This is a genomic window from Streptomyces racemochromogenes, from assembly GCF_044129415.1.
Classification (GTDB): Bacteria; Actinomycetota; Actinomycetes; order Streptomycetales; family Streptomycetaceae; genus Streptomyces; species Streptomyces racemochromogenes_A.
In genome coordinates, this window is sequence record NZ_JBBDHD010000072.1 from 24,571 (window position 1) to 36,386 (window position 11,816).

Consider the following 11,816-nt stretch of genomic DNA (forward strand, 5'->3'; position numbering starts at 1 on the left):
GCGCGGCTACCCACCGGTCGCCTCGTGGGACGCTTGAGGGCATGCAGCTCTCCCCCGCGCACCACGACGAACGCCTGTCCGCCCCCCGCTCCTGGTGGGGCATCGCCGCGCTGACCGGTGTCGCCGGCGCCCTGATCACGCTTCCGCTGGGCACCCTGCCGCTGCTGGCGGGGTTCGTCGCCGGCGGCGCGCTGGCCGGGATGCTGGTGAGTTCGATCGGTTCCGCGCGGGTGCGCGTGGTGAACGGGGTGCTGGCGGCGGGCGAGGCCCGGATCCCGGTGTCGGCGCTGGGCGAGCCCGAGGTGCTGGAGGGCGAGGATGCGCGGGCCTGGCGCACGTACAAGGCCGACATGCGGGCCTTCATGCTGATGCGCAGCTACATCCCGACGGCCGTCCGGATCGAGGTCACGGACCCGGATGACCCGACCCCGTACCTGTACGTGTCCACGCGCGAGCCGCAGGCCCTGGCGGCGGCGGTCCGTGCGGCGCGGGAGGCGTCCGCCCCCCAGGCGTGAGAGCCGGGGCGGTCAGCGTCCGAACCCGTCCCCCTCCGGCAGTGCCGGGGCGGCGCCGGAGGCCCCGGGAAGGGGCTGGGCGGGGTCCTGCGGGGGCGGGGCGGCAGGGAGGGCCTCCCAGGGCACGGCCCTGCGGCGCAGGTCCGTGCGCACCTTCTCGGCGACTCTCCGGGTGTCCCGGCGGTTCATGGCCGCGCCCACGAAGGCGCCCACCATGAAGGGCATCAGGTTCGGGAGGTTGCGGAACGTCCGCTTCATGACCTGCTGGCGCACTTCGCGCCTCATCTGGCCGCCGAGTGCCGCGTTGAGGGTGGTCGGCCTGGTCAGGTCGATCCCGCGCTCCTCGGTCCAGGCGAAGAGGTAGGCGAGGCTTCGGTCCTTCTTCGAGCCGGGCGGCCGCTGCCCGTAGACCTCGTGCAGTTCGGCGACGAGTTTGAGCTCGATGGCGGCGACGCCGGTGATCTCGGTGGCCAGCTCCGCCAGCAGGGCGGGCGGCACCGGCAGCATGGCCGCGGCGCCGACGCTCGCGCCGACGGCCGAGGTGGCGTTCGCCGCCCCGGCGATCAGTTTGTCGGCCAGCTGGTCGGGGCCGAGGCCGGGGAACTGCGCGCGCAGTGTCGCGAGGTCCCTGACCGGAACGCGCGGGGCGTTCTCGATGATGCGGTCGGTGATGTACAGGGCGGCGTTCTTCGCGTGCTCGCCGCCCTTGCGCACACCGTTCTTGACGGCTTGCATCCGACGCGCCCCGGGCCTGCCCCGGGACTCCTCGTCCGCCGCCGTGGCCCACGGCACCGCCGCGGCGGTGTCGGACGGCACGACGGCCGCCCCGGAGGCCGGGTCGCCGACGGCCCCGGGGCCCGTTTCCGGGCCCGTGGCTTCCGCCTGCGCTCCTGCCGCCGGATCGCCGGTCTTCCGAAAGCGGAGCTTCCGGAAAGGCGTCGAGCCGGTCACGGCCGAGACCTAGTCGCAGTCACGGCAGATGGGCTGGCCGTCCTTCTCGCGGGCCAGCTGGCTGCGGTGGTGCACCAGGAAGCAGCTCATGCAGGTGAACTCGTCGGCCTGCTTGGGCAGCACCCGGACGGCCAGCTCCTCGTTGGAGAGGTCCGCACCCGGGAGCTCCAGGCTCTCGGCGCCGTCGAAGTCCTCGATGTCGACGCTGGAGGTGACCTTGTCGCTGCGCCGCGCCTTCAGCTCTTCGATGCTGTCGTTGTCGACGTCGTCGTCGGTCTTGCGTGGGGTGTCGTAGTCCGTTGCCATGTTTTCGCTCTCCCCCTCTGGGATTTAGCGGTGTCTCAGCGCACGTAACGCGCGAGAGGCCGGACTTGTGCCCGACCTGAGGCGGAGATTTTGCCTCACATCAAGGTCTGTTACTCAATCGACACCCAGCCCCACGCCCGCAGGGGCCCGCAGCTGGGATGACGACCGGGACCGTACACGGTCCGGGGGTCGCCTTGCACGAACGCCACCCCGTGTATTTCCCGCCATTCGAGGGGCCGGAAACCCGGACTTCCCGGGCTTTCCGGCCTTCCAGGGGTCACGGAACGCGCATGCCCGGACACTCGACAATGTGATCGATCACACAGCCGAGGCCCGCCGCACTCCCGGGCTGTTCCGCTGACAGCGAACAGCCCGGGGGTGGATCAAAGGGGCAGCGTGACACGCATCACCAGGCCTCCGCCCTCCCGCGGGGTCGCCAGGATGCGGCCGCCGTGTGCGCGCGCCACAGAGCGCGCGATGGACAGGCCGAGCCCCACACCCTTGTCACTGCCCGTTCGCTCCGTACGCAGCCGTCTGAAGGGCTCGAAGAGGTTGTCCACCTCGTACGCGGGAACCACGGGACCCGTGTTCGAGACGATCAGCACCGCCTGGCCGTGCTGGACCTCGGTCGTCACCTCCACCCAGCCGTCCTCCGGCACGTTGTACCGGACGGCGTTCTGCACCAGGTTCAGGGCGATCCGCTCCAGGAGCACGCCGTTGCCCTGGACCACGGCCAGCGCACGCTCGCCGCGGATCTCCACGCCCTTCGCCAGCGCCTCCCCGCGCGCCTGGTCGATGGCGCGCGAGGCGACCTCCGCCAGGTCCACGGGCTTGCGCTCCACGATCTGGTTCTCGCTGCGGGCCAGCAGCAGCAGGCCCTCGACCAGCTGCTCGCTGCGCTCGTTGGTGGCCAGCAGGGTCTTGCCCAGCTGCTGGAGCTCCACCGGCGCACCGGGATCCGAGAGGTGCACCTCCAGCAGGGTCCGGTTGATGGCCAGCGGGGTCCGCAGCTCGTGCGAGGCGTTGGCCACGAACCGCTGCTGGGCGGTGAAGGCCCGTTCCAGGCGGTCGAGCATCTCGTCGAAGGTGTCGGCCAGCTCCTTGAGCTCGTCGTCCGGCCCGTCCAGCTCGATCCGCCGGGTCAGGTCGGAGCCGACCACCCGGCGGGCGGTCCGGGTGATCTTGCCCAGCGGCGAGAGCACCCGGCCGGCCATCGCGTAGCCGAAGGCGAAGGCGATCACGCTCAGCCCCATGAGGGCCATCAGCGAGCGGCTCAGCAGGTCGTCCAGGGCGTGCTTGCGCTGGTCGAGGATGCACTGCCCGATCGCGGCGTTGAACTGCTCGATCGACTGGTTGATGCCGACGCCCGGGCAGGTGCTGCTGGAGACCTCGACCTTCTGGCCGCCCACGATCTTGAACGGGAGCGCGTTGCCCTCCCGCAGGGCCTGCGCGGCCAGCAGGTAGATGATCGACAGCAGCAGGATCCCGGCGATCAGGAACATGCCGCCGTAGAGCAGCGTGAGCCGTATCCGGATGGTCGGCCGCAGCCAAGGGAAAGGACCCTCGGGCTGGCCGGGGTCCCAGGTCGGTTTCGGTGGCGCCGGTGGCGGCGAGGGGGTCGCGGCCATCGGGTCAGATCCGGTAGCCGGAACCGGGCACGGTCACGATGACGGGCGGCTCGCCGAGCTTGCGGCGCAGTGTCATCACCGTCACGCGGACCACGTTGGTGAACGGGTCGGTGTTCTCGTCCCAGGCCTTCTCCAGCAGCTGCTCGGCGGAGACCACGGTCCCCTCGCTGCGCATGAGCACCTCCAGCACCGCGAACTCCTTCGGCGCCAGCTGCACCTCCCGGCCCTCGCGGAAGACCTCGCGCCGGTTGGGGTCGAGCTTGATCCCGGCCCGCTCCAGCACCGGCGGCAGCGCCACGGTCGTCCGCCGCCCCAGGGCGCGGACCCGGGCGGTCAGCTCGCTGAAGGCGAAGGGCTTGGGCAGGTAGTCGTCGGCCCCCAGCTCCAGGCCCTCCACGCGGTCGCTGACGTCGCCGGAGGCGGTGAGCATGAGGACGCGGGTGGCCATGCCGAGCTCGATGATCTTCCGGCAGACGTCGTCGCCGTGCACCAGCGGAAGGTCCCGGTCGAGCACGACCACGTCGTAGTCGTTCACCCCGACGCGCTCCAGGGCCGCGGCGCCGTCGTACACGACGTCCACGGCCATGGCCTCCCGGCGCAGGCCGGTGGCCACCGCATCGGCGAGCAGCTGCTCGTCCTCGACGACGAGTACGCGCACGTCGTTTCCTTCCTTCGAGCCCCGAGGGCACACCTGAGGGCACACCTGTATTGCGCCTCCATCCTGCCGGTTTCGGCCGTAAACCGGCTGTAAGGCGCCCCTGAGCCCCTTCTCGGGCCCCCGCGGGGACGGAAGTGGGGATTCCCTCGCCTCAGGAGGTTTCTGGGCCCAGGGTGCCGGGGAGGACGTCTGCACACCCCATCCACTCCTGACGGCGGACTGCCTCGCGCAGGTACGCCGCGACCCACGAAGAGGGGGCGCACCCACCATGGACGCATTCACCGCGGGACTCCTGCAGCGCATCAGCGCCACGCAGTCGGACCTGAGCAAGGCCCGTGAGACGGGCGACGACTACCTCGCGGACGTGGAACAGGCCGCGTTGGAAGACCTCCAGCGGCTCGCCGCGGAGCACGGCGTGGCGGTCACGGCGGCCTGACCGGGGCACCGCCCCGGTCTGCCTCCGGCCGCCTCGGCCCGAGCGACGGCGCCCGCAGCGGAGCCCCCGCTCCGCTGCGGGCGCCGGGAACGGCGACGGACCCCCTGCCGCACCTGCGGCAGGGGGTCCGTTCGCGTCCGGGCCCGGGACTCAGTCGTGCCAGGCCCCGGCCTCGTCCAGCAGCGGCTGGAGCGAGGCGAACACCGCCGGGGTGGCCGCCACCGTCAGCTCACCCGACGCCGGCTCGGAGGGCCGGCCCCCGGTCAGCGCGCCCGCCTCGCGGGCGATCAGCTCGCCCGCCGCGTAGTCCCAGGGATTGAGCCCGCGCTCGTAGTAGCCGTCGAGCCGGCCGGCCGCGACGTCGCACAGGTCGAGCGCAGCCGAGCCGCCCCGCCGGATGTCCCGGACGCGGGGGATGATCCGCCGGGCCACCTCGGCCTGGTGCTCCCGCCGCGCCTGGAGGTACCCGAACCCGGTGGCGACCAGCGCCTGGTCCAGCGGGGCCGCGGCGCGGCAGGCCAGCCGGGCGGTACCCGACCAGGCCCCGCCGCCGAGCACGGCGTGGTACGTCTCCGCGCGCATCGGCGCCGCCACGACCCCGACCACGGTCTCGCCCCGGTACTCGGCGGCGATGGACACGCCCCAGCCGGGGAGCCCGTAGAGGTAGTTCACGGTGCCGTCGAGCGGGTCGACGACCCAGCGGATCCCGCTGCTGCCGGGGACGTCCGCGCCCTCCTCGCCGAGCAGCCCGTCCTCGGGCCGCCGCTCGGTGAGGATCCCGGTGATCAGCTTCTCCGCCGCGAGGTCCATCTCGGTCACGACGTCGATCGGGCTGGACTTGGTCGCGGCCACCGCCAGGTCGGCCGGACGGCCGTCGCGCAGCAGCTCCCCCGCCCGCCGGGCGGCCTCCAGGCCCACGGCCAGCAGTTCGGCCTTCAGCTCTTCGGAGATCACGCTCTCCCCCTACGCGTACGGGCTGTCCGCGCCGGCGGCCGCCGGGCGGGGCGCGCGCGCCGGGCAGCAGCCCACCGCGCACAGGTCGTGGCTCTGGCCGAGGGTGCCGACCCAGCACTCGGCGGGCCGCTCGCCGCGCTCGCGGGCGGCGCGCTCCAGCACCAGTTCCCGGACGGCGGCGGCGAAGCGCGGGTCGGCGCCGACGGTGGCGGAGCGCACGGCGGGCAGCCCCAGTTCGGCGGCCTTGGCCGTGGCCTCGGTGTCGAGGTCGTAGAGGACCTCCATGTGGTCGGAGACGAAGCCGATGGGCACCATGACGACCGCCGGCGCGCCCTCGCCGTGCAGGGCCTCCAGGTGGTCGCAGATGTCCGGCTCCAGCCACGGGATGTGCGGGGCGCCGCTGCGGGACTGGTAGACGAGCTTCCACGGGCGGTCGGTGCCGGTCTCGGCCGCGACCGCGTCGGCGATGACGCGGGCGACGTCGAGGTGCTGGCGGACGTACGCCCCGCCCTCGCCGCCGCCGGTGTGGTCCTCGACGGGGCCGGAGGCGTCGGCGGCGGCGGTCGGGATGGAGTGCGTGGTGAAGGCCAGGTGGGCGCCGCCGCGGACGTCCTCGGGGAGGGCGGCGAGGGAGGCGAGCACCCCGTCGATCATGGGCTGCACGAAGCCGGGGTGGTTGAAGTAGTGCCGCAGTTTGTCCACCCGGGGGAGCTCCAGGCCCTCCTCGGCCAGGGTGGCCAGGGCGTCGGCGAGGTTCTCGCGGTACTGGCGGCAGCCCGAGTACGAGGCGTACGCGCTGGTGGCGAGGACGGCGATGCGGCGCCGCCCGTCGCGGACCATCTCGCGCATCACGTCGGTGAGGTACGGGGCCCAGTTCCGGTTGCCCCAGTAGACGGGCAGGTCCAGCCCGGCGTCCGCGAGGTCCTTGCGCAGGGCGGCCAGCAGCTCGCGGTTCTGCTCGTTGATCGGGCTGACCCCGCCGAAGCCGAAGTAGTGCTGTCCGACCTCTCTGAGGCGCTCGCGCGGGATCCCCCGGCCGCGGGTGACGTTCTCCAGGAACGGCACGACGTCGTCGGGTCCCTCGGGGCCGCCGAAGGAAAGCAGCAGGAGGGCGTCGTAGGGGGCCGCGAGGCCTTCGGCCGCGGGCGCGTCGGGAGCACGGAGCTGGTCTGACATGCCCCGAATCCTGCCACCCGGGGCGCGCGCCGGAGAACCGGCCGGTCCGCATGACGGGACGCATCCCAGGTAAGGTGACCCTAACTTCCACCGCCTGACCTGTCGGTGTCGCCCTTTCCCCGTGCGGGTGCCCCCTGGGCGGTCGTAACCTGTATGGGCCGAAGACGTCCCTTACGGAGAGACCTTGCCCAGTCCCTACCGCGCGATATTCGCGGCTCCCGGCACCAAGGCCTTCAGCGCCGCCGGCCTCATAGGCCGCCTGCCCATCTCGATGGTCGGCGTCGGCATCCTCACGATGATCTCGGAGATCACCGGCCGCTACGCGATGGCGAGCGCCCTCACCGGCACCCTGGCCCTGGCGGCCGCGGTGATGGGCCCCCAGGTCTCCCGGCTGGTGGACCAGTACGGGCAGCGGCGGGTACTGCGGCCCGCGACCCTGGTCTCCGTCGCCTCCGTCACCGCCCTGGTGCTGGCCGCCGCCAACGGGCTGCCCGACTGGACCCTGTTCGTCTTCGCGGCGGTCGCGGGCTGTGTGCCCAGCGTCGGCTCGATGGTCCGCGCCCGCTGGACCGAGCTCTACCGCGAGGCCCCGCGCGAGCTGCACACGGCGTACTCCTTCGAGTCCGTGATCGACGAGGTCTGCTTCATCTTCGGCCCGATCCTGGCCATCGGCCTGTCCACCACCTGGTTCCCCGAGGCCGGACCCGTGATCGCCGCCGGCTGCCTGCTCGTCGGCGTCTGGCTGCTCACCGCGCAGCGCGCCACCGAGCCGCCGCCCCACCCGCGCAGTGCGGACGGCGACGGCTCGTCCGCCCTGCGCTCCCCCGGCCTCCAGGTGCTGACGGCCACCTTCGTGGCGACCGGCGCCATCTTCGGCTCCATCGACGTGTCCACCCTCGCCTTCGCCGAGGAGCAGGGCCACAAGGCGGCCGCCAGCTTCATCCTGGCCATCTGGGCGGCCGGATCCTGTCTGGCGGGCATCGTCTTCGGCCTGCTCCACCTCAAGGGGCGGATGGAACGCCGGTGGGTACTGGGCATCTGTGCGATGGCCGTGAGTATGATCCCCCTCCTACTGGCCGGGAACCTTCCGTTTCTGGCCGTGGCGCTCTTCGTCTCGGGCCTCGCCATCGCTCCCACGATGATCACCACGATGGCCCTGATCGAAGCGCACGTACCACGCGCGAAGCTCACCGAGGGCATGACGTGGATCAGCACCGGCCTGGCGGTCGGTGTCGCGATCGGTTCCTCCGTGACCGGTCTGGTCATCGACGCGGCCGGGGCCCAGCGCGGGTACGTCGTCTCGATCTCGTCGGGGGCCGCCGCGGCGGCGGTGGCGTTCGCGGGTTACCGCCGGCTGACGAGGCCGGCGCAAGGGGAGGAGCCCTCGCGTGACGGCGACATCGGGGAAAGCAGCGGAGAGCGGGCGGACCACGTGGCGTAACTGGGCGGGCAACGTCCGCGCCACGCCCGCACGGGTGGTTGCTCCGGGCTCGGTCGACGAGCTCCGGGAGGAGGTCCGCCGGGCCGCGTCGCAGGGCCTGCGGGTGAAGGCGGTCGGCACCGGCCACTCCTTCACCGCGGCCGCCGCCACCGACGGCGTGCTCATACGGCCCCAGCGGCTCTCCGGGATCCTGTCTGTCGACCGGACCGCGGGCACCGTCACGGTGGCGGCCGGCACGGCCCTGAAGGACCTCAACCGCGCCCTGGCCGCCCAGGGCCTCTCGCTCACCAACATGGGCGACATCATGGAGCAGACGGTCTCCGGCGCCACCAGCACCGGCACCCACGGCACCGGCCGCGACTCCGCCTCGATCGCCGCGCAGATCCGCGCGCTGGAGCTGGTCACGGCCGACGGCCGGCTGCTGGCCTGCTCCGAAAAGGAGAATCCGGAGGTGTTCGCGGCCGCCCGCCTGGGCATCGGCGCGCTGGGCATCGTCACGTCGCTCACCTTCGCCGTGGAGCCGCTGTTCCTCCTGACCGCCCGTGAGGAGCCGATGCGCTTCGACCGGGTGACGGCCGAGTTCGAGCAGCACGTCGCGGAGAACGAGCACTTCGAGTTCTACTGGTTCCCGCACACCGGCAACTGCAACACCAAGCGGAACAACCGCAGCCAGGGCCCCGCCGCCCCGCCCGGAGCGGTCAGCGGCTGGATCGAGGACGAGCTGCTGTCCAACGGCCTCTTCCAGGCCGTCAACTCGCTGGGCCGCGCGGTCCCGGCGGCCATCCCCTCCATCGCCCGGATCGCCAGCCGCGCCCTGTCGGCGCGCACCTACACGGACGTCCCGTACAAGGTGTTCACCAGCCCGCGCCGGGTGCGGTTCGTGGAGATGGAGTACGCCCTCCCGCGCGAGCGGGCCGTCGCGGCGCTGCGGGAGCTCAAGGCCGTGGTCGACCGTTCCGGCCTGCGGATCAGCTTCCCGGTGGAGGTGCGGACGGCTCCGGCCGACGACATCCCCCTGTCGACGGCCTCGGGGCGGGACACGGCCTACATCGCGGTGCACATGTACCGGGGCACCCCGTACCAGGCCTACTTCACGGCGGCCGAGCGCATCTTCACCGCCCACGGCGGACGCCCCCACTGGGGCAAGGTGCACACCCGGGACGCGGAGTACCTGGCCGCCGCATACCCGCGCTTCGGGGAGTTCACGGAGCTGCGCGACCGGCTGGACCCGGACCGGCTGTTCGGCAACGACTACCTGCGGCGGGTGCTGGGCGACTGACGCCCGCTCACTCCCCGGCGGAGGCGCCGCCCGTGTCCGGGGCGCCGGTGCCGCCGCCGGGGCCCGGGGTGGGGGTGTGCCGCGAGGGCGCCGGGGACGGGTCGGGGCGGGAGGAGCCGGAGGGGGTGGGGGTCGGGTCGGGGCCGTGCGGGGCGGAGGGGGTCGGGGAGCTCCCGGAGCCGGGGCCGGGGCTCCGCCCGCCCGTACCGTCCTTGCCGCCCGTACCGCCCTTGCCGTCCTCGCCCTTCCTCCCGCCCTGTTCGCCCCGCCGGTCGCGGCCCCCGGAGTCCGGCCCGGTCTCCCGCTCGGAGGAACGGTGGTCGGGGGCCGTGCGGAAGCCGCCCGACAGGAGGGTGCCGCCGCCGCTGCTGACGGACGTGCCCGCGAGGGCCTCGTACGTCCCCAGGCCGCCGACGGCGAGGGCGAAGGCCGCCCCGGAGGCCACCGCCGTGCGCTTCCAGCCCCGCACCCGGGTGCCGTGCACCGTGGCCTCGCCGAACTCCCCCGGCGGCGCGGCCCCGCTCCCCCGCTCCCCGGCGGGGGCGGGGACCTGACGGCCCCCGGGGCGGGCGCCCGCGCGCAGCCGGTCGCCGGTGCGGCGGAAGGCGTACTGGATGACCGGCCCGCCGGCGGTGGCCACCACGCTGACCACGCCCGCACCGAGGATGGTTCCGTAGACGCCGAGCCGGGAGGCGAGCAGGGCGGCCGCGACGGTGGCGAGCGAACTGCCCGCGACCTGGGCCACGCTCAGGTCGAGCTTCTTGCCCTCCGGGCCCCGCGCGTCGTCCTCACGGCCGCCCGGCCCGCCTTCCCTCGGTGTCTTCCGACCCATCGTCATCCCCTGTGCGTCCTGCCCCTTGCGCTTCTCCTCTTCCAGCAGTTACCGACACCTGAGCGAAACGAGAAGTTCCGTTTCTGCGGATTCTGTGAAGCACGACACCCCGAAACGGCCGCGCACGCAGGTGGACCGGCTTCCGGACCCGATTCCGGGCAGGCCAACTCCCGCCGCCCCGGACAACTTCGGCGGCGCGGCGGTCCACCCAGGTGGCCCGAATGGAGTACTGTGGCGAGCCCTGGGGCCGTCCTTCCTTTCGGATGTCCGGACCCGGGAGAGGGGGCCGGCTGACGGAGAAGCGGCACTCAAGACCGGTGATGCCGCGGTATCGCACGGGCTCCTGCTGCGCACAGTAACCACTCGGTCACTGTGCGTGCCCAACAGGTAACCGTGCCATAACGTCGATCAAGGGCGCATGCCCGACACGCCGGTTTAACTCGGCAAGGTTGTGGCAGGCTGCACCCGGGCAGGCCACACTCGACTAGCGGAAGCAGCGACGCACGTGACGTCGGCAGGCACCACCCGGGAGGTCCCCATGCCCGAACTGCGTGTCGTGGCCGTCTCGAATGACGGAACACGACTGGTGCTCAAGGCTGCGGACAGCACGGAGTACACGCTTCCGATCGACGAGCGGCTGCGGGCTGCCGTGCGCAATGACCGCGCGCGCCTGAACCAGATCGAGATCGAGGTGGAGAGCCACCTCCGTCCCCGTGACATCCAGGCCCGCATACGGGCCGGTGCCTCCGCTGAGGAGGTCGCACAGCTCGCCGGCATCCCGGTCGACCGGGTCCGCCGCTTCGAGGGTCCCGTCCTGGCCGAGCGCGCCTTCATGGCCGAGCGGGCTCGCAAGACCCCCGTGCGCCGCCCCGGGGAGAACACCGGACCGCAGCTCGGCGAGGCCGTGCAGGAGCGGCTCACGCTGCGCGGGGCCGACAAGGACTCCGTGCAGTGGGACTCCTGGCGCCGTGACGACGGCACGTGGGAGGTGCTGCTGGTCTACCGGGTGGTGGGCGAGCCGCACTCGGCGAGCTGGACGTACGACCCGCCGCGCCGACTGGTCGTCGCCGTGGACGACGAGGCCCGCTCCCTGATCGGCGAGTCGGACGACCTGCCCTCCACCCCGGAGCCGAGCTTCCCGTTCGTGCCGAGGATCGCCCGGCTGCCGCGCGACCGGCCGCTGGACCGCACCCTCGACCGGCCGATCGAACGCCCCGCCCCGCCGCCGCCCGCGCCGGAGCCCGAGGAGGAACGGGACACGCTGACCAGCCTGCTGGAGGCCGTTCCCAGCTTCCGGGGCGACCTGGTGGTCCCGGAGCGCACCGACGTGGCGGACGAGGAGGCCGTGACGGAGGAACCCCCGGCCGCGGCGGCTTCGGCCGGCGCCGGCGCGGCGTACGCGGACGTGCTGATGCCCCGCACGGTCGCGGGACACCGCGAGCGGCTGACGGGGACGACGGACCGGCAGGCCGAGGCGGACGGGGTCCGGCCCGGGCGCCGCGCGGCGGTGCCCAGCTGGGACGAGATCGTCTTCGGGACCCGGCGCAAGAAGCAGGAGTAGCCCGCGCGGGGGGGGGGGGGGGGGGGGGGGGGGGGGGGGGGGGGGGGGGGGGGGGGGGGGGGGGGGGGGGGGGGGGGGG

Annotated in this window: 12 protein-coding genes; 5 read left to right on the plus strand and 7 right to left on the minus strand. The window is 73.3% G+C overall.

Annotated features, from left to right (window positions below):
• Positions 1-41 precede the first annotated feature (41 nt).
• Positions 42-515: a DUF3093 domain-containing protein gene (locus tag WDV06_RS24185; RefSeq protein WP_395511884.1), complete on the plus strand. Its 474-nt coding sequence runs from the start codon at positions 42-44 to the stop codon at positions 513-515.
• Between the two features lie 12 nt (positions 516-527).
• Here WDV06_RS24185 and WDV06_RS24190 read toward each other — a convergent pair whose 3' ends face one another.
• The 4 genes from WDV06_RS24190 to WDV06_RS24205 all read right to left on the minus strand — a co-directional run bounded on the left by WDV06_RS24190 (position 528) and on the right by WDV06_RS24205 (position 4,058).
• The gene (locus tag WDV06_RS24190) at positions 528-1,466 is read right to left on the minus strand and encodes a hypothetical protein (protein ID WP_395511885.1); all 939 of its coding nucleotides are present in this window, start codon (positions 1,464-1,466) and stop codon (positions 528-530) included.
• Between the two features lie 9 nt (positions 1,467-1,475).
• On the minus strand, positions 1,476-1,772 hold the full coding sequence (locus WDV06_RS24195) for a DUF4193 domain-containing protein (RefSeq protein WP_042809536.1): 297 nt from the start codon (positions 1,770-1,772) through the stop codon (positions 1,476-1,478).
• Positions 1,773-2,155: 383 nt separating this feature from the next.
• Positions 2,156-3,400: a sensor histidine kinase gene (locus WDV06_RS24200; protein WP_395511886.1), complete on the minus strand. Its 1,245-nt coding sequence runs from the start codon at positions 3,398-3,400 to the stop codon at positions 2,156-2,158.
• Positions 3,401-3,404: 4 nt separating this feature from the next.
• Complete coding sequence (locus WDV06_RS24205; RefSeq protein WP_042809534.1) at positions 3,405-4,058, minus strand: response regulator transcription factor; 654 nt, start codon at positions 4,056-4,058, stop codon at positions 3,405-3,407.
• A 268-nt stretch (positions 4,059-4,326) separates the two neighbouring features.
• Here WDV06_RS24205 and WDV06_RS24210 point away from each other — a divergent pair, with 268 nt between their 5' ends.
• A complete protein-coding gene (locus WDV06_RS24210) occupies positions 4,327-4,494 on the plus strand; it encodes a hypothetical protein (protein WP_362063422.1) in 168 nt (55 codons plus the stop codon).
• Positions 4,495-4,644: 150 nt separating this feature from the next.
• Here the strand turns inward: WDV06_RS24210 and WDV06_RS24215 are convergent, their stop codons facing one another.
• A complete protein-coding gene (locus WDV06_RS24215) occupies positions 4,645-5,448 on the minus strand; it encodes an inositol monophosphatase family protein (RefSeq protein WP_395511887.1) in 804 nt (267 codons plus the stop codon).
• Between the two features lie 9 nt (positions 5,449-5,457).
• Positions 5,458-6,624: a ferrochelatase gene (locus tag WDV06_RS24220; RefSeq protein WP_395511888.1), complete on the minus strand. Its 1,167-nt coding sequence runs from the start codon at positions 6,622-6,624 to the stop codon at positions 5,458-5,460.
• Positions 6,625-6,808: 184 nt separating this feature from the next.
• On the opposite strand from WDV06_RS24220, the gene WDV06_RS24225 reads away from it, so the two are divergent.
• Complete coding sequence (locus tag WDV06_RS24225; RefSeq protein WP_395511889.1) at positions 6,809-8,065, plus strand: MFS transporter; 1,257 nt, start codon at positions 6,809-6,811, stop codon at positions 8,063-8,065.
• Positions 8,013-9,344: a D-arabinono-1,4-lactone oxidase gene (locus tag WDV06_RS24230; RefSeq protein ID WP_395511890.1), complete on the plus strand. Its 1,332-nt coding sequence runs from the start codon at positions 8,013-8,015 to the stop codon at positions 9,342-9,344. Before WDV06_RS24225 ends, WDV06_RS24230 begins: the two co-directional genes overlap by 53 nt.
• A gap of 7 nt (positions 9,345-9,351) precedes the next feature.
• Here the strand turns inward: WDV06_RS24230 and WDV06_RS24235 are convergent, their stop codons facing one another.
• On the minus strand, positions 9,352-10,176 hold the full coding sequence (locus tag WDV06_RS24235) for a hypothetical protein (RefSeq protein WP_395511891.1): 825 nt from the start codon (positions 10,174-10,176) through the stop codon (positions 9,352-9,354).
• Positions 10,177-10,714: 538 nt separating this feature from the next.
• On the opposite strand from WDV06_RS24235, the gene sepH reads away from it, so the two are divergent.
• Complete coding sequence (gene sepH / locus WDV06_RS24240) at positions 10,715-11,737, plus strand: septation protein SepH (RefSeq protein WP_395511892.1); 1,023 nt, start codon at positions 10,715-10,717, stop codon at positions 11,735-11,737.
• Positions 11,738-11,816: the final 79 nt, after the last annotated feature.